Annotated in this window: 14 protein-coding genes; 6 read left to right on the forward strand and 8 right to left on the reverse strand. The window is 69.0% G+C overall.

Going from position 1 to position 21,422, the window contains the following annotated elements:
• The coding region (gene hemC / locus G3N62_RS23435) for a hydroxymethylbilane synthase (protein ID WP_206141310.1) at nt 1–636 on the reverse strand (636 nt) is incomplete at its 3' end.
• 208 nt (nt 637–844) lie between these two features.
• Between hemC and ppc the strand changes: the two genes are divergently transcribed.
• A complete protein-coding gene (gene ppc / locus G3N62_RS23440; protein ID WP_034186248.1) occupies nt 845–3,859 on the forward strand; it encodes a phosphoenolpyruvate carboxylase in 3,015 nt (1,004 codons plus the stop codon).
• Between the two features lie 103 nt (nt 3,860–3,962).
• On the opposite strand, the gene G3N62_RS23445 is transcribed toward ppc, so the two are convergent.
• On the reverse strand, nt 3,963–4,715 hold the full coding sequence (locus G3N62_RS23445; protein WP_124670961.1) for a class I SAM-dependent methyltransferase: 753 nt from the start codon (nt 4,713–4,715) through the stop codon (nt 3,963–3,965).
• A gap of 218 nt (nt 4,716–4,933) precedes the next feature.
• Between G3N62_RS23445 and G3N62_RS23450 the strand changes: the two genes are divergently transcribed.
• The 3 genes from G3N62_RS23450 (at nt 4,934) to G3N62_RS23460 (ending at nt 8,036) form a co-directional block, all read left to right on the forward strand.
• Nucleotides 4,934–5,743 carry a helix-turn-helix transcriptional regulator gene (locus G3N62_RS23450; protein ID WP_034186250.1) on the forward strand — a complete coding sequence of 270 codons (810 nt, stop codon included), beginning with the start codon at nt 4,934–4,936 and terminating at the stop codon, nt 5,741–5,743.
• Between the two features lie 103 nt (nt 5,744–5,846).
• Complete coding sequence (gene argH, locus G3N62_RS23455) at nt 5,847–7,256, forward strand: argininosuccinate lyase (RefSeq protein ID WP_059560384.1); 1,410 nt, start codon at nt 5,847–5,849, stop codon at nt 7,254–7,256.
• A gap of 96 nt (nt 7,257–7,352) precedes the next feature.
• Entirely contained in the window at nt 7,353–8,036 is a 684-nt protein-coding gene (locus tag G3N62_RS23460) for an HAD family phosphatase (RefSeq protein ID WP_049034415.1), read from the forward strand.
• 87 nt (nt 8,037–8,123) lie between these two features.
• Here G3N62_RS23460 and G3N62_RS23465 read toward each other — a convergent pair whose 3' ends face one another.
• The 5 genes from G3N62_RS23465 to apbC form a co-directional block, all read right to left on the reverse strand.
• Nucleotides 8,124–8,954 (reverse strand): lysozyme inhibitor LprI family protein, encoded by an 831-nt coding sequence (locus G3N62_RS23465; protein ID WP_124670962.1) that lies wholly within the window; start codon nt 8,952–8,954, stop codon nt 8,124–8,126.
• On the reverse strand, nt 8,954–11,233 hold the full coding sequence (locus G3N62_RS23470; RefSeq protein WP_034186253.1) for an arginine/lysine/ornithine decarboxylase: 2,280 nt from the start codon (nt 11,231–11,233) through the stop codon (nt 8,954–8,956). Before G3N62_RS23470 ends, G3N62_RS23465 begins: the two co-directional genes overlap by 1 nt.
• Before the next feature lie 81 nt (nt 11,234–11,314).
• Nucleotides 11,315–11,884, reverse strand: coding sequence for a dCTP deaminase (gene dcd / locus G3N62_RS23475; protein ID WP_006398615.1), 570 nt, complete (start codon nt 11,882–11,884; stop codon nt 11,315–11,317).
• A gap of 111 nt (nt 11,885–11,995) precedes the next feature.
• Nucleotides 11,996–12,532 carry a superoxide dismutase [Cu-Zn] gene (gene sodC, locus G3N62_RS23480; RefSeq protein ID WP_034186254.1) on the reverse strand — a complete coding sequence of 179 codons (537 nt, stop codon included), beginning with the start codon at nt 12,530–12,532 and terminating at the stop codon, nt 11,996–11,998.
• Between the two features lie 133 nt (nt 12,533–12,665).
• Nucleotides 12,666–13,757: an iron-sulfur cluster carrier protein ApbC gene (gene apbC, locus G3N62_RS23485; RefSeq protein ID WP_034186255.1), complete on the reverse strand. Its 1,092-nt coding sequence runs from the start codon at nt 13,755–13,757 to the stop codon at nt 12,666–12,668.
• Nucleotides 13,758–14,108: 351 nt separating this feature from the next.
• Between apbC and G3N62_RS23490 the strand changes: the two genes are divergently transcribed.
• Both G3N62_RS23490 and metG read left to right on the forward strand, forming a co-directional pair.
• Nucleotides 14,109–14,753: an OmpA family protein gene (locus tag G3N62_RS23490; protein WP_034186256.1), complete on the forward strand. Its 645-nt coding sequence runs from the start codon at nt 14,109–14,111 to the stop codon at nt 14,751–14,753.
• Between the two features lie 376 nt (nt 14,754–15,129).
• Entirely contained in the window at nt 15,130–17,286 is a 2,157-nt protein-coding gene (gene metG / locus G3N62_RS23495; RefSeq protein WP_034186257.1) for a methionine--tRNA ligase, read from the forward strand.
• Between the two features lie 60 nt (nt 17,287–17,346).
• Here metG and G3N62_RS23500 read toward each other — a convergent pair whose 3' ends face one another.
• Nucleotides 17,347–21,420 (reverse strand): translocation/assembly module TamB domain-containing protein, encoded by a 4,074-nt coding sequence (locus G3N62_RS23500; RefSeq protein WP_124670963.1) that lies wholly within the window; start codon nt 21,418–21,420, stop codon nt 17,347–17,349.
• Nucleotides 21,421–21,422: the final 2 nt, after the last annotated feature.

Consider the following 21,422-nt stretch of genomic DNA (forward strand, 5'->3'; position numbering starts at 1 on the left):
TCCCTGGCCGGCCGCGGGCGGGCTGGCTTCGACGTCGATCAGCGTGCGGATGCGCGCGTCGAGGCCGAGGCGTTTCAGGCCGGCGGCCGCGAGGATGATCGCCGCGTAGTCGCCGCGGTCGAGCTTCGCGAGGCGCGTGTCGAGGTTGCCGCGCAGCGGCAGGACTTCCAGGTGCGGATAGCGCGACCGCAGCATCGCTTCGCGGCGCAGGCTCGACGTGCCGACGACCGCGCCGGCGGGCAGCGCGTCGAGCGACGCGTAGTCGTTCGACACGAAGGCATCGCGCGGGTCTTCGCGCGCCATGATCGCGGCAAGCGAGAAGCCGTCGGGCAATGCCATCGGCACGTCCTTCAGCGAATGCACGGCGAGATCGGCGCGGCCGTCGGCCAGCGCGCTCTCCAGTTCCTTCACGAACAGGCCCTTGCCGCCGACCTTCGACAGCGTGCGATCGAGAATCTGATCGCCGCGGGTCGTCATCCCGAGGATTTTCACGTCACAAGCTGGATATAATTTGCGCAGCGCATCACGCACATGTTCGGCTTGCCACATCGCCAGGCGGCTCTCGCGCGAAGCAATCGTCAACGTCGCGGGCGGCTGTGCCTGTCGCGGCCCGGCCGCGGGGGTCTCGGAATTCATTGCTGGAACATCGAAGGACGGGATTGAAGATCGAACAATGGTAGCACGCACGCCCCGGCCCGCCCGGGCCCGGAGCCCGCGCCCGGCCTGCCCCCGTGCGGGTCGCGGCGCCGATGTGCGGATGTGCCGCACGTAGCTGGTTGCTTGACCGCAGTTCCCGCAGTTTCCGCAGTTCCTTTTGACTCGAGCTTTCCCAAGGAAACCCATCGTGAAGTCTTCCGGATCGGCGCGCACGGCGCGCCGCAATGCTGCCCTGTCCTCCTCCGACGCCTCGACGGACACCGTCGCCACCGCCGCGAACGGCCGTGCGAAAACGGCAACGAAACCGAAAGACCCGATACGTCAGACAAAACGCGTGACGAAAGCCGCCGGCGCCGCCGCCCGCACGGCCGCCGCGCCGAAGGCCGGCACGCGCACGCGCGAGGACAAGGACCGTCCGCTGTTCGAAGACATCCGCTTCCTCGGCCGCCTGCTGGGCGACGTCGTGCGCGAGCAGGAAGGCGATACGGTATTCGACGTCGTCGAGACGATCCGCCAGACCGCGGTCAAGTTCCGCCGCGAGGACGACAACGAAGCCGCGCAGACGCTCGAGAAGAAACTGCGCAAGCTGACGCCGGAACAGACGGTGAGCGTCGTGCGCGCGTTCAGCTATTTCTCGCATCTCGCGAACATCGCGGAAGACCGCCACCACAACCGCCGCCGCCGCATCCATGCGCTGGCGGGCTCGGCGTCGCAACCGGGCACGGTCGCGTACGCGCTCGAACAGCTGAAGACGACCGGCAACGCGTCGAAGCGCCTGCTGCAGCGCTTCTTCGACGATGCGCTGATCGTGCCGGTGCTGACCGCGCACCCGACCGAAGTGCAGCGCAAGAGCATCCTCGACGCGCAGCACGACATCGCGCGCCTGCTCGCCGAGCGCGACCAGGAACTGACCGCGCGCGAGCGCCAGTACAACGAAGCGATGCTGCGCGCGCGCGTCACCGCGCTGTGGCAGACCCGCATGCTGCGCGACGCGCGCCTGACGGTCGGCGACGAGATCGAGAACGCGCTGTCCTACTACCGCGCGACGTTCCTCGACGAGCTGCCCGCGCTGTACGGCGACATCGAGGCCGCGCTCGCCGAGCACGGCCTGTCCGCGCGCGTGCCCGCGTTCTTCCAGATGGGCAGCTGGATCGGCGGCGACCGCGACGGCAATCCGAACGTGACCGCCGCGACGCTCGACGAGGCGATCAACCGCCAGGCCGCGGTGATCCTCGAGCACTACCTGGAACAGGTGCACAAGCTCGGCGCCGAGCTGTCGGTGTCGAACCTGCTGGTCGGCGCGAACGACGCGGTGAAGGCGCTCGCGGCCGCCTCGCCCGACCAGTCGCCGCACCGCGTCGACGAACCGTATCGCCGCGCGCTGATCGGCATCTACACGCGGCTTGCCGCGAGCGCGCGCGTGCGCGTCGGCGAAGGCACGGTGCCCGTGCGCAGCGCGGGCCGCGGCGCGCCGCCGGTGCGCGCGATCCCGTATGCGGATTCCGAGGCGTTCGTCGCCGACCTGAAGGTGCTGACCGCCTCGCTCGACGAACACCACGGCACGTCGCTCGCCGCGCCGCGCCTCGCGCCGCTCGTGCGCGCGGCCGAGGTATTCGGCTTCCATCTCGCGAGCATCGACCTGCGCCAGAGCTCCGACATCCACGAAGCGGTGGTCGCCGAACTGTTCGCGCGCGCGGGCGTCGAGGCGAACTACGCGGCGCTCGCCGAGGAAGACAAGCTGCGCGTGCTGCTCGCCGCGCTCGCCGACCCGCGCCCGCTGCGCTCGCCGTACTTCGAATACTCGGCGCTCGCGCAGAGCGAGCTCGGCGTGTTCGAGAAGGCGCGCGAAGTCCGCGCGCAATTCGGCGCGCGCGCGGTGCGCAACTACATCATCTCGCATACGGAAACCGTCAGCGACCTCGTCGAGGTCCTGCTGCTGCAGAAGGAGACGGGGCTGCTCGAGGGCGCGCTCGGCGTGCCGGGCGGCGACGCGAGGAACAGCCTGATGGTGATCCCGCTGTTCGAGACGATTCCCGACCTGCGCGACGCCGCGCGCATCATGCGCGAATACTTCGCACTGCCGGGCATCGACGCGCTGATCGCCCACCAGGGCGCCGAGCAGGAAGTGATGCTCGGCTACTCGGACAGCAACAAGGACGGCGGCTTCCTCACGTCGAACTGGGAGCTGTACCGCGCGGAACTCGCGCTCGTCGACCTGTTCCGCGCCCGCAAGATCACGCTGCGGCTGTTCCACGGCCGCGGCGGCACGGTCGGCCGCGGCGGCGGCCCGACCTACCAGGCGATCCTGTCGCAGCCGCCGGGCACCGTGAACGGCCAGATCCGCCTGACCGAACAGGGCGAGGTGATCGCGAGCAAGTTCGCGAACCCCGAGATCGGCCGGCGCAACCTGGAGACCGTCGTCGCCGCGACGCTCGAGGCGTCGCTGCTGCCGCAGTCGAACGCGCCCGCGCAGTTGCCCGCGTTCGAAGCCGCGATGCAGACGCTGTCCGATTCGGCGATGGCCGCGTACCGCGCGCTCGTCTATGAGACCCCGGGCTTCACCGACTACTTCTTCTCGTCGACGCCGATCACCGAGATCGCCGAGCTGAACATCGGCAGCCGCCCGGCATCGCGCAAGCTGCAGGATCCGAAGCAGCGCAGGATCGAGGATCTGCGCGCGATTCCGTGGGGCTTCTCGTGGGGCCAGTGCCGGCTGCTGCTGACGGGCTGGTACGGCTTCGGCAGCGCGGTGAGCGCGTATCTCGACGGCGCCGGGGACGACGCCGAACGCACGAAGCGCGTCACGCTGCTGAAGAAGATGAACAAGACCTGGCCGTTCTTCTCGAACCTGATGTCGAACATGGACATGGTGCTCGCGAAGACCGATCTCGCGGTCGCATCGCGCTATGCGCAGCTCGTGTCCGACCGCAAGCTGCGCAAGCACGTGTTCGAGCGGATCGTCGCGGAATGGGAGCGCACGTCGCAGGCGCTCGCGGAGATCACCGGGCAGGAAGGCCGCCTCGCGACCAACCCGCTGCTCGCGCGCTCGATCAAGAACCGCTTCCCGTATCTCGATCCGCTGAACCACCTGCAGGTCGAGTTGATCAAGCGTCACCGCGCGGGCGACACGAACGCACGGCTGCGCCGCGGGATCCACCTGACGATCAACGGGATCGCGGCCGGCCTGCGCAACACCGGCTGATCCGCCCGCGGTGCGGGCGCGTTCCGCGCCGGCCTGGACGCGAAGGCCGCGATACGCACGAGCGCGTATCGCGGCTTTTTTCATGGCGCGGCGCGCCGCGCGTTCAATGCGCGTCGATCAGCAGCGCGTCGTGCTCGAACGAACCGTCGGGCTGCACCGCGTAGTAGCCGCGCACCTCGTCGGGCGCGTGCGCCCACAGCGCGCGAATGCCGGTCACGCTGTCGGCCGGCGTGCGGATGCGCGCGACCCACGTGTCGAAATCGATCGGCAGCCGCCAGCGGCTGTGTACCTGCGCGTCGAAGCCGGCTTCGCGGAACATCGCGAGCCATTCGTCCGCCCGGTAGTCGCGCACGTGCGATGCGTCGCGCAGCACTTCCGCGGCCTGCAGGTACGTATCGAGGAGCGGATGGTCGTTGCCGGCGATGTCGATCATCAGCACGCGGCCGCCCGGCTTCAGCACGCGGCGCACCTCGGCGAGCGCCGCGCGCAGGTCGTGCCAGTGGTGCGCGCTCATCCGGCTCACGACCCAGTCGAACGTCGCGGTATCGAACGGCAGCCGCTCGGCCGGCCCCTGCTGCGTGCGGATGTTCTCGAGCCCGCGCTCGCGCGCGGCCGCATCGACGGTCGCGAGCATCGGCGCGGCGAGATCGTAGGCGACCACGTCGCGCACGTGCGGCGCGACCGCGAAGCTCGCGTGGCCGGCGCCGCAGCCGAGATCGAGCACCGCGGCCTCGGGCGTCGCACTCACCGCGTCGGCGAGCGTCCGCAGGTCGGCACCCGTCGCATGAACCGTGCTCGTCAGATAGGCGGCGGCCGTCGTGCCGAATGCGTCGGCGACCTGGTCGTGGTGTTTCATCGTTCGCTCCTTTCTCTTGCGCAAGCGGCCGGCATGGATGCGCCAGCGCGCATTCCGGCCCCCTGCAACACGTTTGGTGGGACGCCCGCTGCCCTGCCAGCGTGCGACCCGCTACAATAGGCCCGCGTCTGTACCAGTACAAGTTAAGCAGTTATTCTGGTATTCAATCCACCTGCCTGAACGTTGCCGCGTCCCCGCTTCCCTTTCGCCGTTTCCGCATGAACCAGCCGTCCTCCGCCTCCGTCCCGCCGCTCGACGCCACGCCCGCCCGTGCGCTCGGCGAATTCATCCGTGCCCATCGCGAGCGGCTGTCGCCGCAGGCCGTCGGGCTGCCGCCCGGCCCGCGCCGCCGTACGCCGGGGTTGCGGCGCGAGGAAGTCGCGCAGCTGTGCGGCGTCAGCCCGACCTGGTACACGTGGATCGAGCAGGGCCGCCCGGTGTCCGCATCGGCCGACGCGCTCGCGCGGATCGCCGTCGCGCTGCAGCTGTCGAAGGCCGAGCGCGCCTACCTGTTCGAGCTGGCCGCGCAGCGCGATCCGGCCGAGCCCGACGTCGCGGGCGGCGACCTGCCGCCGACGCTCGCCGCGACCGTCGCGGCGATCGCGACGCCCGCGTACGTGCTCGACCGGCAATGGAACGCGCTCGCGTGGAACGCACCGGCCGCCGCGCTCTTTTCCGGCTGGCTCGACGGCGAGCACGACCGCAACCTGCTGCGCTTCACGTTCATGTCGCCGGCCGCGCGCACGCTGATCGTCGACTGGGAAACCCGCGCCCGGCGGCTCGCGGCCGAATTCCGCGCCGATTCGATCCGCCACCTGGCCGACGCGCCGACGCGCGCGCTGATCGACGCGCTGACCGCCGGCAGCGACGCGTTCGCGCAGTACTGGGCGTCGCAGGACGTGTTCGAACGCGAAGGCGGGCGGCGCGAATTCGACCATCCGGCCGACGGGCGCCTCGTGTACCAGCAGATCACGCTGAAGCCCGCGCACCGCGAGGACCTGAAGCTGGTCGTGCTCGTGCGCGACTGAGCGGGCCGGCCCGCGCGGGCCACGGCCGGCAGGCCCGCGAATGTTAGAATTGCAGGATTCCCTCGGCGGCGCACGCTGCCCAACTCCCCTTCGAAGAATCGCCATGACGTCCCAACTGCACAAAAAGGGCGAGGCCTGGTCGGCCCGCTTCTCGGAACCGATGTCGGAACTGGTCAAGCGCTATACGTCGTCGGTGTTTTTCGACAAGCGCCTCGCGCTCGTCGACATCGCCGGCTCGCTCGCGCACGCGAACATGCTCGCCGCGCAGAAGATCATCAGCGCCGACGACCTGGCCGCGATCGAACGCGGAATGGCACAGATCAAGGGCGAGATCGAGCGCGGCGAATTCGAATGGCAGCTCGACCTCGAAGACGTCCACCTGAACATCGAGGCGCGCCTGACCGCGCTGATCGGCGATGCCGGCAAGCGCCTGCACACGGGCCGCTCGCGCAACGACCAGGTCGCGACCGACATCCGCCTGTGGCTGCGCGGCGAGATCGACCGCATCGGCGGCCTGCTGAACGACCTGCGCGGCGCGCTGATCGACCTCGCGGAACAGAACGCCGACACGATCATGCCCGGCTTCACGCACCTGCAGGTCGCGCAACCCGTCACGTTCGGCCACCACCTGCTCGCGTACGTCGAGATGTTCACGCGCGACGCGGAACGCATGCGCGACTGCCGCACGCGCGTGAACCGCCTGCCGCTCGGCGCGGCCGCGCTCGCGGGCACGAGCTATCCGATCGATCGTCATGCGGTCGCGAAGACGCTCGGCTTCGACGGCATCTGCGCGAACTCGCTCGACGCCGTGTCCGATCGCGACTTCGCGATCGAATTCACGGCCGCCTCGGCGCTGGTGATGACGCACGTGTCGCGCTTCTCCGAAGAGCTCGTGCTGTGGATGAGCCCGCGCGTCGGCTTCATCGACATCGCCGACCGCTTCTGCACCGGCAGCTCGATCATGCCGCAGAAGAAGAACCCGGACGTGCCCGAGCTCGCGCGCGGCAAGACGGGCCGCGTGAACGGCCACCTGATGGCGCTGCTGACGCTGATGAAGGGCCAGCCGCTCGCGTACAACAAGGACAACCAGGAAGACAAGGAACCGCTGTTCGACACGGTCGACACCGTTGCCGACACGCTGCGGATCTTCGCCGAGATGGTCGCGGGCATCACCGTGAAGCCGGACGCGATGCGCGCGGCCGCGCTGCAGGGCTTCTCGACCGCCACCGACCTCGCCGACTACCTCGTGAAGCGCGGCCTGCCGTTCCGCGACGCGCACGAAGCCGTCGCGCACGCGGTGAAGATCTGCGACGACCGCGGCATCGACCTCGCCGACCTGACGCTCGACGAGATGAAGCAGGAACTGCCGAACGTCGCGCACCTGATCGGCGACGACGTGTTCGGCTACCTGACGCTGGAAGGGTCGGTCGCGAGCCGCAACCACCCGGGCGGCACCGCGCCCGACCAGGTGCGTGCGGCCGTCAAGGCAGCCCGCGCCGCACTGGGCCGGTAACCGCCTGCCGTCATGGACGGACGCCTTCGGCGTCCGTTTTTCATTCGGGCGGCCGTCGCGCCGCCCATCGCCCGCCCTGCTTCCCGGATGCCGCCGATGACTTTTTCCGCCGCGCTCTTCGACATGGACGGCCTGCTCGTCGACTCCGAGCGGACCATCATGAACACGTGGATCGACGTGTCGAACGCGCACGGTGTCGTGCTGACCGTCGCCGACTACCTGCAGATCGTCGGCCGCTCGTTCGCCGAAGGCCAGGTCATCCTGGCGCGGCTGATCGGCCAGCCCGAGACGTTCGATGCCGTGCGCACCCGCGTGCGCGAACAACTCGCGGCGCCCGAGCCGCATCCGAAGTTTCCGCTGAAGCCCGGCGCGCTCGCGCTGCTCGATGCGCTCGCGCAAGCCGGCATTCCATGCGCGGTCGCGTCGTCGTCCGCGGGCGACGTGATCCGCGCGCGGCTCGATGCGGTCGGCGTGCTGCCGTTCTTCCGCGCGATCGCGGGCGGCGACGAAGTCGCGCGCGGCAAGCCCGACCCGGCCGTCTACCGGCTCGCGGCCGAACGCCTCGGCGTGCCGGCGCACCGCTGCGTGGCATTCGAGGACAGCGACTTCGGCGCGCAGTCGGCCGCCGGCGCCGGCGCATCGGTCGTGACCGTGCCGGACCTGAAGGCGCCGACGCCCGAGATCGTCGCGCTGAGCCTGCACGTGCTCGCCTCGCTCGACGATGCGGTCGCGCTCGTGCCGTCGTGGTTCGGGCTGCAGGGCACGTCGCAACCTGCCTAGGCGCCACCGCGCGCCGCGCCATGCAAAACGGGCACCCGAGGGTGCCCGTTTCGTCGTGCCGCCGAACGACCGGCGTCGCGATGGTCCTTACTTGTTGCCGGCCGTCTCGGACAGCCGCTTCATCGTCGCGATGCGCGCACCGATCAGGTCGACGCGCCCTTCCTCGCCGACGAGCGGCGCCGTCGCGTCGCGGAACCCGACCCACGCGCGCTGCGCACGCACGAGCGTCGCGGCCGAGTGGGCCGGCATCTTGCGACGCAGCTTCTGGTAATAGCGGTTCAGGTCGAACAGCGCGTGCTCGCACGCGGCATCCTGTTCGCACGGCCGCACGCGGCGCACGGCCGGACCACGCGGCGCGTTTGCCGCCGGCTTCGCGTTCGGCGTGGCCGCGGCAGCCTGCGCCGCGTTCGTGCCGCCCTGCGCGCCGCTCGCGCCCGCGACCGGTACCGCGGCGGGCGGCGCATAACGATCGGCCGCGCCGCGCAGCGCCAGCGCGCGATCGCGCACCGGCTGCAACTGCAGGTCGGCGCTCGACATCGCATACGACGTGCCGCGCGTCGTGTCGTATACGGCCTTCAGCAAATGCACTTCGTCCTTGCGCCAGGTGAGCCAATGGCGCTGGCTGTCCTGCCAGCCGCGCTTCGCATCGGCCGGCGCGTCCTTCAACAGGCGCTGGTACGCGCCGTCCATCACGGCCTGCCACTGCTGCTGCGCTTCGCCCATGCACTGGATCTGGCCGGCCGGCGACGACCGGTCGCGCCGCGCGAGGCATTGCCGCATCGCGACGTCGATCGGATCGGCCGCCGCGACTTCCGCGTGCGCGACGCCCGACCCTGCCAGTCCCGCCGCGCCTGCCGCCCAGACGACGAGCGCGGCCAGCGCCGCGCGCATCGCCCGGATTCGTCCGTGCGTCGCCATCAGTCGCGCACGCAGTCGACGAAGTACTCGACGCGGCCGTTCACTTCTTCCGCGACGAGGCCGTGGATGTCGGTGTGGAAGCCCGGGAAACGCTCATTGAAGTCGCGCGCGAACCGCAGGTAGTTCACGATCGTCTTGTTGAAGCGCTCGCCCGGGATCAGCAGCGGAATGCCCGGCGGGTACGGCGTCAGCAGGATGCTCGTCACGCGGCCTTCGAGCTCGTCGAGCGGCACGCGGTCGATCTTGCGGTGCGCGAGCTTCGCGAACGCGTCCGACGGCTTCATCGCCGGTTCCATGTCCGACAGGTACATCTCCGTCGTCAGGCGGGCGATGTCGTTCGCGCGGTACACGTCGTGGATCTGCGTGCACAGGTCGCGCAGGCCGACGCGCTCGTAGCGCGGATGCTGCGCGACGAATTCCGGCAGCACGCGCCACAGCGGCTGGTTGTTGTCGTAGTCGTCCTTGAACTGCTGCAGCTCGGTCACCATCGAGTTCCAGCGGCCCTTCGTGATGCCGATCGTGAACATGATGAAGAACGAGTACAGGCCGGTCTTCTCGACGATGATCCCGTGCTCGGCCAGGTACTTCGTGACGATCGCGGCCGGAATGCCCGTCTCGCCGAACTCGCCGTCGACGTCCAGCCCCGGCGTGATGATCGTCGCCTTGATCGGGTCGAGCATGTTGAAGCCTTCCGCGAGCGGGCCGAAGCCGTGCCAGTGGTCGTTCGGCTTCAGCATCCAGTCGTCGCGCGAACCGATGCCCTCCTCGGACAGGTTGTCCGGGCCCCACACGCTGAAGAACCAGTCGTCGCCGTATTCGGCGTCGACCTTGCGCATCGCGCGGCGGAAGTCGATCGCCTCGGCGATCGATTCCTCGACGAGCGCGGTGCCGCCCGGCGGCTCCATCATCGCGGCCGCGACGTCGCACGACGCGATGATCGCGTACTGCGGGCTCGTCGACGTGTGCATCAGGTACGCCTCGTTGAAGCGGTGCTTGTCGAAAGTGCGGTTCTCGGAGTCCTGCACGACGATCTGCGACGCCTGCGAGATGCCCGCGAGCAGCTTGTGCGTCGAGTGCGTCGCGAACACGAGCGCGCCCGTGCGCGGACGGCCGTCGCCGATCGCGTGCATGTCGCGGTAGAAATCGTGGAACGTCGCGTGCGGCAGCCACGCTTCGTCGAAGTGCAGCGTGTCGAGCAGGTCGCCGAGCAGATCCTTGATCATCTCGACGTTGTAGACGACGCCGTCGTACGTGCTCTGCGTGATCGTCAGGATCCGCGGCTTCATGTCCGGGTTCTCGCGCAGCGCCTCGCGCGCGAACGGGTTCGCCTCGATCTTCTTGCGGATGTTCTCCGGCTTGAATTCGTCGCGCGGGATCGGCCCGATGATGCCGAAGTGGTTGCGCGTCGGCGTGAGGAACACGGGGATCGCGCCCGTCATCGTGATCGCGTGCAGGATCGACTTGTGGCAGTTGCGGTCGACCAGCACGATGTCGCCCGGCGCGACCGTCGCATGCCAGACGATCTTGTTCGACGTCGACGTGCCGTTGGTCACGAAGAACAGGTGGTCGGCGCTGAAGATGCGCGCCGCATTGCGCTCGGACGCCGCGACCGGGCCCGTGTGGTCGAGCAACTGGCCGAGTTCGTCCACCGCGTTGCAGACGTCCGCGCGCAGCATGTTCTCGCCGAAGAACTGGTGGAACATCTGGCCGAGCGGGTTCTTCAGGAACGCGACGCCGCCCGAGTGGCCCGGGCAGTGCCACGAGTACGAGCCTTCGTCCGCGTACTTGACGAGTTCCTTGAAGAACGGCGGCGCGAGCGAGTCGAGATAGACCTTCGCCTCGCGGATGATGTGGCGCGCGACGAACTCCGGCGTGTCCTCGAACATGTGGATGAAGCCGTGCAGCTCGCGCAGGATGTCGTTCGGCAGATGGCGCGACGTGCGCGTCTCGCCGTACAGGAAGATCGGGATGTCCGCGTTGCGGCGGCGCACTTCGGTGACGAACGCGCGCAGCTCGATGATCGCGGTCGCGAGTTCGGGCAGCTCGCCGTCCTGGCCGGTCTCGCCGAGCATGAGTTCGTCGTCGTCGATCGACAGGATGAAGCACGACGCGCGGCTCGACTGCTGCGCGAACGACGTCAGATCGCCATAGCTCGTGAGGCCGAGGACTTCGACGCCCTCCTTCTCGATCGCTTCGGCCAACGCCCGGATGCCGGAGCCCGAGATGTTCTCGGAGCGGAAATCTTCGTCGATGATGACGACGGGAAAACGAAACTTCATGGGCGATTCTCCAAAAAGAACGACCGCGGCGCGTCACGCGCAGCGGTCACCCGAAAACTGGTGAGACGTTATGCAACCAGATCAGGTTTTCGGCAGCGTGACACCGCGCTGCCCCTGATACTTGCCGCCGCGATCGGCGTACGACACGTCGCACACTTCGTCGCTCTCGAAGAAGAGCACCTGCGCAACGCCTTCGTTCGCGTAGATCTTCGCGGGCAGCGGCGTGGTGTTCGAGAATTCCAGCGTGACATAGCCTTCCCACTCGGGTTCGAACGGCGTCACGTTGACGATGATCCCGCAGCGCGCATAGGTCGACTTGCCGAGGCAGACCGTCAGCACGGTGCGCGGGATGCGGAAATATTCGACGGTGCGGGCCAGCGCGAACGAGTTCGGCGGGATGATGCACACGTCGCCCTTGAAATCGACGAACGAGCCTTCGTCGAAGTTCTTCGGATCGACGATCGTCGAGTTGATGTTCGTGAAGATCTTGAATTCGTCTGCGCAGCGGATGTCGTAGCCGTAGCTCGACGTGCCGTAGCTGACGATCCGGCGGCCGTCCTCGGACGCGCGAACCTGATCGGGCACGAACGGCTCGATCATCTTGTGCTCTTCGGCCATGCGCCGAATCCACTTGTCGGACTTGATGCTCATAGGGGGCGCCAGGAAACGCTGCGTGACAGTCAGGAAGGGCCGCGCGCGCAAGGCGGCGGCCGGGAAAGGCGCATATTTTACGCGATCATCGGCGCCCGCACGCGGCGGCCGTCAACGGATCACGCCGCAGGCCAGCGCGGGCCCCGCGCCATGCTGCGGAAACGCGGGATCGCTCGGGTCGCGGTGCACCAGCGCCGCGCGGTTCATCGCCGAGCGCACGCCGTCGAGGGCCAGATCGGGCGCGACGATGAAGCCGGCCGCGACGCCGTTCGCGTCCGCATGGATGTTGCCGAGATCACCGGCGACGCGGGCGCCCGCGCGCAGGCGATCGGCGGCCGGCGCGAACACCTGGCCGGCGCTCGAGCCGTCGCCCGCGTTGCAGTCGCCGCGTTCGTGCACCTGCAGCGCATGATCGCTGTTCGGCGGCAGGCCGGCCAGGTTGTAGGTGACCTGGACGCCGTCCGGGCGCTCGACGAACGTCACCGCGCCGCGCGCCTGCGCGCCGACCGTCGGCTGCAGTTGTGCGTCGGCCCGTTTTTCGTACGACGAGGAAAAGGAGGTACAGCCGGCCAGCAGGCCCAGCGCGGCGGCGGCCAGCAGCGCGCGCTGCGCGCGGCCGGCGCGCACGCCGTGATGTCGTTGTTTCATTCGATCCTCATGCCGGCTGGCGGCCGTTTGATACGACGGCCGCGCCGGGCGGGTAAAGGGACCCGGGAAAAGTCGCCATGATACCGCGCCTCGCGGCGCCGTAAACAGCGTAAGGCCCCGCCCCGCAAGGGTTTTACGTATTTTGAACAACGATCGACGGGAACTTCGACGTCATGTCGCGCGATCGCTCGGCAATCGCCAGCGCGACGCCGCGCGCGATATCGCGGTAGCGGCGCGCCAGCGCGCCGTCCGGATCGGCCGCCACCGTCGGCGTGCCGCTGTCGGCGCGCTCGCGGATCGCGATGTCGAGCGGCAGGCTGCCGAGCACGTTCACGTCGTAGTCCTTCGCCATCCGCTCGGCGCCGCCGGCGCCGAAGATGTGCTCTTCGTGGCCGCAGTTCGAGCAGATGTGGATGCTCATGTTCTCGACGATGCCGAGGATCGGAATCCCGACCTTCTCGAACATCTTCAGCCCCTTCTTCGCGTCGAGCAGCGCGATGTCCTGCGGCGTCGTGACGATCACCGCGCCGGTGACGGGCACGCGCTGCGCGAGCGTGAGCTGGATGTCGCCGGTGCCGGGCGGCATGTCGACGATCAGGTAGTCGAGTTCGCGCCAGTTGGTCTGGCGCAGCAGCTGTTCGAGCGCGGAGGTCGCCATCGGGCCGCGCCACACCATCGGGTTGTCTTCCTCGATCAGGAAGCCGATCGAGTTCGCCTGCAGCCCGTGGCCGACGAGCGGGTTCATCGACTGGTTGTCCGGCGACTCGGGGCGCTGGCCGTGGATGCCGAGCATCGTCGGCAGCGACGGACCGTAGATGTCGGCATCGAGGATCCCGACCGACGCGCCTTCCGCCGCGAGCGCGAGTGCGAGGTTCACGGCCGTCGTGCTCTTGCCGACGCCGCCCTTGCCCGACGCGACCGCGACGATGTTCTTCACGTTCGGCAACAGCTTCACGCCGCGCTGCACCGTGTGCGCGACGATCTCCTGCGACACGGCGACGCGCGCGTCGCGCACGCCCGGCACGGCCTGCAGCGCCGCGGCGACGCGTGCGCGCACGTCGTCGTGCTGGCTGCGCGCGGGGTAACCGAGCACCACGTCGAGCGTCACGACATCGCCGTCGATCGCGACGTTGCGCACGCCCTTATTCGCCGCATACGGGCGGCCGGTATTGGGGTCGACGACTGCCGCCAGTGCGGCGTCGACTTGTGCCCGGTCAATGCTCATCGAAACTCCGTGAAAACGTTTTTCTCGCGCGCAAACGTCAAAAAATATCAAATTACGCTGCGAAAATCGGGAAAAGTGAAAGAATCTGTTGCATGCCATTGCGCGAACGCGCAACCCGGCGCACTCTTCGCGTGCGGCACGCTATAGGGCCAAATCGGCCACTCACCGCCTATATTGTAGAGGCTGACGCGTCGCGCTGTCCGAACAGCCACGCTGGCGGACAGGGCATGCGGCCGCCTCGGCGGCTACCGCGAGCGCAGGCCTGCCCTCCTTTTTCGGGCGACCCGCGCAGGGAGCCGTAACTGTTGTTGTCGTCGTTGTCGACTCGTTCAACCAAGAGAGGAATCCAAGATGAACATGAAAATCGCGACCCGCTTGTCCGTCTTCGCATTGGCCGGCGCACTGCTGGCAGGCTGCGCCACGCAGCAAGGCAACAACACGGCCGTCGGTACCGGCACGGGTGCGGCGCTGGGCGCGGGCATCGGCGCGCTGGCGGGCGGCGGCAAGGGCGCGGCGATCGGCGCAGGCGTCGGCGCGCTGGTCGGCGGCGTGACGGGCTACAACTGGCAGGCGATCAAGAACAAGCTCGCACCGTCGGCAGCGAAGACGGGCACGCAGGTCACCGAGCAGCCGGACGGCTCGCTGAAGCTGAACGTGCCGAGCGCGGTCACGTTCGCGACGAACCAGTACGCGATCACGCCGGCCTTCACGCCGCTGCTGAACGACCTGGCCACGACGCTGAACCAGAACCCGCAAGTGACGGCCTCGATCGTCGGCTACACCGACAGCACGGGTTCGGCCCAGCTGAACCAGACGCTGTCGCAGAACCGCGCGCAAAGCGTCGTGAACGCGCTCGCGCAGCGCGGCGTGAACGCCGGCCGCCTGTCGGCGCAAGGCATGGGCGCATCGAACCCGATCGCGGACAACGCGACCGAAGCCGGCCGCGCACAGAACCGCCGCGTCGAAATCTACCTGCGCGCAGCGCAGGCGCAGTAAGCACGCGACAAGGAGAAGGCGCGGGCAGACCGCCCGCGCAGCCCCGCCGGACAAGCCTTCCGGCGGACCCGGTAACAAATCGAAAAAATTTTCGAACTTCTGTCGCAGGCCGTGGTCAGTATTTACGGTACGCGGCTGGTGTTGCCGGCGCGTCACCATTCTCCTCTTGTCGTTGTTGCTCCGGGGCCGTATCCGCCCCGGTTTTTTTTGCCCGCAGAATTCGTGCTGCATTGCAGCACAACACCACCGGGCACGCCGCTTGCGCTGCTCCGCCGCCACCGGCGCGCGGTCCGCGGCGCCCGCCCGCCGCGCCGATGCGCGCCCCTGCTAGAATCGCACTTTCCCGTCGTTTTTCCGCTGTTCCTCTACAGACCCTATGTCCGCATCCGACCTCACTTCCGTGCAGGCTGCGGCGCCGCAAGGCAGCCGCCAGATCCTCGTCACGTCCGCACTGCCCTATGCCAACGGGCAGATCCATATCGGCCACCTGGTCGAGTACATCCAGACCGACATCTGGGTGCGGACGCTGCGAATGCATGGCCATGAGGTCTACTACATCGGCGCCGACGACACGCACGGCACGCCCATCATGCTGCGCGCGGAGAAGGAAGGCCTGACCCCGAAGCAGCTGATCGAGCGCGTGTGGACCGAACACAAGCGCGACTTCGACAGCTTCGGCGTGTCGTTCGACAACTTCTACTCGACCGATTCGGACGAGAACCGCGTGCTGAGCGAGAAGATCTATCTGGCGCTGCAGGAAGCCGGCCTGATCGCCGAGCGCGAGATCGAGCAGGCGTACGACCCGGTCAAGGAAATGTTCCTGCCGGACCGCTTCATCAAGGGCGAGTGCCCGAAGTGCCACGCGAAGGATCAGTACGGCGACAGCTGCGAAGTGTGCGGTTCGACCTACCTGCCCACCGAACTGCTGAACCCGTATTCGGTCGTATCGGGCGCGACGCCGGTGCGCAAGACGTCGAAGCACTACTTCTTCCGCCTGTCCGACCCGCGCTGCGAGTCGTTCCTGCGCGAATGGGTGAGCGGCCTCGCGCAACCCGAAGCGACCAACAAGATGCGCGAATGGCTCGGCGACGCCGGCGAGTCCAAGCTCGCCGACTGGGACATCTCGCGCGACGCGCCGTATTTCGGCTTCGAGATCCCGGGCGCGCCCGGCAAGTATTTCTACGTGTGGCTCGACGCGCCGGTCGGTTACTACGCGAGCTTCAAGAACCTGTGCGATCGCAACGGCGTCGACTTCGACGCATGGATTCGTCCGGGCTCGAAGGCCGAGCAGTACCACTTCATCGGCAAGGACATCCTGTACTTCCACACGCTGTTCTGGCCGGCCATGCTCGAGTTCTCGGGCCACCGCACGCCGACCAACGTGTTCGCGCACGGCTTCCTGACGGTCGACGGCGCGAAGATGTCGAAGTCGCGCGGCACGTTCATCACCGCGCAGAGCTACATCGACACGGGCCTGAACCCCGAATGGCTGCGCTACTACTTCGCCGCGAAGCTGAATGCGACGATGGAAGACATCGACCTGAACCTCGACGACTTCCAGGCGCGCGTGAACAGCGACCTCGTCGGCAAGTACGTGAACATCGCGAGCCGCGCGGCCGGCTTCCTGATCAAGCGTTTCGACGGCCGCGTGCAGGACAGCGCGATGAACCACCCGCTCGTCGCGAAGCTGCGCGACGCGATTCCGCAGATCGCCGCGCACTACGAAGCACGCGAGTACGGCCGCGCACTGCGCCACACGATGGAGCTCGCGGACGAAGTGAACGCGTACGTCGACGGCGCGAAGCCGTGGGATCTCGCGAAGGATCCGGCCAACGCGGTCGCGCTGCATGAAACCTGCAGCGTGAGCCTCGAGTCGTTCCGCCTGCTGTCGCTCGCGCTGAAGCCGGTGATGCCGCGCGTCGCCGAAGCCGTCGAGGCATTCTTCGGCATCGCGCCGCTCGCGTGGGCCGATGCCGCGAAGCCGCTGTCGTCGGCGCAGCCGATCAAGGCGTACCAGCACCTGATGACGCGCGTCGACGCGAAGCAGATCGAGGCGCTGCTCGCCGCGAACCGCGATTCGCTGCAGGCCGAGGCCACCGGCGCGGCCGCCGCGGGCGCCAACGCCGCGAAGGACGCGAAGAACAATGCCAAGGCGAACGCGAAGCAGGCGGCCGTGAACGGCGCCGACGACGCACCGATCTCGATCGACGATTTCGCGAAGATCGACCTGCGCATCGCGAAGATCGTCGCGTGCCAGGCGGTCGAAGGCTCGGACAAGCTGCTGCAGCTCACGCTCGACGTCGGCGAGGAAAAGACCCGCAACGTGTTCTCGGGCATCAAGTCCGCCTACCAGCCCGAGCAGCTCGTCGGCAAGCTGACGGTGATGGTCGCGAACCTCGCGCCGCGCAAGATGAAGTTCGGCCTGTCCGAAGGGATGGTGCTCGCCGCGTCGGCCACCGACGAGAAGGCGGAGCCGGGCCTCTACATCCTCGAGCCGCACAGCGGCGCGAAGCCCGGCATGCGCGTGAAGTAAGCCGCACGCGCCGCCGCTGGCGCAAGAGAAAAACCCCGCACGCATCGTGCGGGGTTTTTTTCATGGCTGCTCGGAACGCCGCGTGCGCGCGGCGTCGCTGCCGAACCACCGGTCGAAACGACGCGTGTAGTTCAGGTCGACGCCCTGGAACGTGCCGCCGTACGCGGACACCGACCAGAAGCGCGTCAGGTTGATCGTCGCCTTGAACGCGTTGCTCGCCGACTGCAGCCCCTGCTCGAAGCCGAGCACGAACCGCTCGTTGATCGCCTTCGACACCAGCACGACCTGCGGATCGGTCAGGCCGACTTCGCTGCGGCCGACCGAGACCTCGTCGAGGCCGAAGGTCTGCGCGACGCGCTTGCCGGTCACGCTGCCGAGCAGCCCGAGCGCCGCCGTCATCGCACCCTGCTGGCCGACGTTGTTGCCCTGGTCGGTGCCGTGCCCGAACAGCAGCCACGACAGCTTTTCGTTGTCCGTGACGTTCGGCTCCGACACGAGCTTGACCGTCAGCGACTGGATCGTGCCCGTCACCTGCACGCCGGCCTCGACCTCCTGGTTGCGCCGCATCGCGAGGATGTTGACGCCCGGGTTCGACACCGGGCCGTTGAACGTGAAGAAGCCGTTCTCGATCGCGAGCTTGCGGCCGAACGACGTGTACGTCGAGCCTTCGGTCACGCGCACGTTGCCGACCGCGCGCAACGGCACGCCCGGCGCGCTCATCACGGTGATCGTGCCGCGCAGCCCGAGATCGGCGCCGTGGCCCTTGAAGCGGAAGTTGTTGCCGAGGCCGATGTCGATGTTCGCGCGCGGCGCCAGCGACGGCGCCGGCTTGTCCCCGGCCGGCTTCGGCTTCGCGGCCGCGGTGCCGGTGGGCGTCTCGCCGCGCACCGTGCCGTCCGGCTGCACGATCACGACGTCGTCGGACAGGTGTGGCGCCGATTCCTCGGGCAGGTCGAACAGCGCGCGGTCGACCACGAACTTGCCGTCGATCGACAGCGCGCCGCGCGGCCCGTCGTTCGCGACGGTCGCCTTGCCCGACAGCGACAGCTTGCGGTCCGGCGCCGCGAACAGTTCGAGCTTGTCCGCGACGATGCTCGCGGTCAGGTCGGGCGCCTCGCCGTCGAGGCGCACGCGGCCGAGCGCGCGCAGCGTGCCGTCGCCGCCGTGGAACTCGACCTGCTGGAATTCGACGAGGTTGTCCGACAGCTTCACGCGCACGATGCCGTCCTTCAGCTGCACGCCCTGGTCGATCAGCGTCGCGGACAAATCGTCGCCCGTCAGCATCCCCGACAGGTTCGGCTTCGCGGGCGTGCCGGCGACCGTCAGCTTCAGCGCCGCGCGCCCGCCCAGCAGATAGCTCGGCCCGAACAGGTTGCCGGTCGTCTTCAGCGCCGGAATGTCGGCGTCGATGCGGCCCGACAGCGGGCCGTCGTTGACGACCCCGAACACGCCGTCGCGCAGCGCGAACGGCACCGTGACGTTCGCATCGAGCGTGCCGATCCGGCTCGCCTTCGCGAGCGCCGTCACGTTGAGCCGGTTGCCGGGCGTGAAGCTCGCGCGCGCGGACAGGTCGGTGAGCCCGAGCGACGCGATGCCGCGCCCGCTCTCGATCGTCACGTCGCCGCCGCGGCGCTTCACCTGCACGTGGCCCGTCGCGTTCGCGCCGAGCGAGAAATCCCAGTCGGCATCGAGCACGACGTCGGTCCGCACCGGCGGCCGCTGGCCGGTCAGTTCCTGGCGAACCTCGAGGAACCGCGCGACCGACACGCCGCTCACCGAACCGGCCGAGCGCATCTGGCCGTGATCGAACACGAACGACTTCAGGTCGATCGCCGCGCCTTCGAGCGTGAGCCGCGTCGCGCCGAGCGTCACGCGGCCGGCGCCGGCCGACACCGTCAGCGGCGCCTGCAGCGCGACGGCCGGCGTACCGCGATTGGCCAGACGCGTGACGGTACCGTCCCAGCGCATCCCGTCGCGATTCTCGACCACGCCGCCATTCGCCGCGAGCGTCAGGTCGATCACGCGGCCGTCGGCCATCCCGAGCGCCGACGCGTCGAGCGTATGTTTCGCGCGCGTGCCGTCGAGGTTCGCGCGCAGCGATTTCAGCTTGAACGACCCGAGCGCGATGTCGGTCGCGTCGGCCGTGAACACGAGTGCGCCGTGCGCGCCGTCGCGGATGTCCGCGCGGCCTTGCGCGGCGCCGATCCGGTTCGAACCGACGACGACGCGCTCGGCCTTGTAGGTGGCCGTCACGTTCGGATGCGCGAAGCTGCCCGTCAGGTCGCCCTGCGCCTGCACGAGCCCTTCGATGCCGAAGCCGAGCCGGTCGAGCTGCGGCGCGTCGACGACGAAGCGCAGCCGGTCGCCGGGCGCGCCGAAGCTGCCGCGCAGGTCGACGTGGTTGCCCGCGATCGACAGGTTCGCGTTGCTCGGCAGGATCCGCGAACCGGCGAGCTGCACGACGCCGGCGCCGGTCAGCGGCACGCCGTCGTACAGGCTGTCGCCGAGCTTGAAGGTCGCCTTCGTCGAGACCTGCGGCGCGAACGCGCCCGACGCCGTCAGCGTGCCCGACACGCGCGTCTCGCCGTGCTTGGCCGGCGCCTTGGCCGCCTTGGCGGGCGCCTTGCCGCCGCCGGCCTGCGGGGCGCTCATCGCGGCGAGCAGCAGCGGATCGAACGCCGTCAGCGTCGCCTTCGCGTCGTAGCTTGAATGCGCGTCGTGCCGGAACACGCCCGTCAGGTCGATACGCCCCTTGCCGGCCGTCACGCGCGCATCGGTCAGCACGGTCTGCTGCGGCGTCAGCGCGACTTTCGCACGCGCGCCGAGCGCGAGCTTCGGGTCGTTCAGGTTGAAGTCGACGGTCGTCGCGTCGCCCGCGAGCGTCACGCCGAGCGGGCCGCCGAGACGCATCGGCCGCAGCTCGGCGACGAACGCGTTCAGGTCGAGGTTCGCGACCTTCAGGTCGAAGCGGCCCTTGCCGCCCTTCAGCGTGCCGTTGCCCGTCACGCTGCCGTCGCGGATCAGTTTCAGCGCGAGATCGTCGATCCGCTGCGCGTGCGCGTCGAGATGCACGTTCGCATGCGCATCGATCACCGGCAGCAGATGGTCGCCGAGCGTGCCCGGTTCCGCGTTGACGATCGACACGGGGCCCGTCACCGCGAACCCCTTCACGGGCGCCGCGCCGGCCGGCGCGGTCACCGGCGCGAGTGCCGCGCGTACCGCGAGATCGGCCGCCGGTGCGCCGGGCGAAAGCGCCTGCGGGTTCACGTGATCGAATGCGAGCGATGCGCGCGTGAGCGGCACGTCGCCGAACGGCGCCGCTTCGACGTGCGCACGCCCGTTCAGCTTCATCCCGCTCGCGTCGACGTCGGCGACGAGCGCTTCGAGCGAGCCCGACACGCGGGCCCGCGCGTCGACCGGCTCGTCCGACAGCTTGCCGGCGTAGGTCGCCTCGCCGCTCAGCGCGAACGGCTTCACGCCGTCGAGCTTCGCGCGCGCGGTCAGCGCGCCGTACGGCGTATCGACGCCGTCGAGCACGAGTTCGTGGTGGCGCCCGTCGCTGCGGCCGCTCAGCGCGAGGTGATCGAGCTGCGTCGTCGAGCCGCCGTCGTGGATCGCGAGGTGATCGACGCGCAGGTCGTCGATCCGCAACTGCAGCGGCAGGCTCAGGTCCTGCGGCGTCGTGCCCGGCGTCGACGGCCCCGGCGCGATCCGCACGTCGATCGTGCCGGCGCGCAGATAGGCGATCGACAGCCGCCACGGCGCACGCGTGAGCGCCCAGCGGCCGTCGAGCCGGTCGATCCGAACCTCGGTGCCCGACCCGTCGGGGCTCGTCCACGCGAAGCCGCGCAGCCGCACGCCGGTCGCGAGCGAGCCGCCTTCCAGCGTCCCCGCAAGCCGGGTGCCGAGCACGTGCCCGGCCACCTGCCACGCGAGCCGCGTGCCGCGCTCGGTCGTCACCGCGCCCAGCACGAGCCCCAGCGCCAGCACGACGAGCAGCACGACCGTCGCGAACGTCCATGCGGCGATGCGCACCACCCGGCCGCGGCGCGGCGCGCGCGGCGGCGTGTCGGACGCGCCGTGGGGCGAGTCCGGATCGTGAGGCGGCGGCGTGTCGTTCGGGTCCTTCGTCATGC

Source organism: Burkholderia sp. Tr-20355, from assembly GCF_017104685.1.
Lineage (GTDB): Bacteria > Pseudomonadota > Gammaproteobacteria > Burkholderiales > Burkholderiaceae > Burkholderia > Burkholderia seminalis.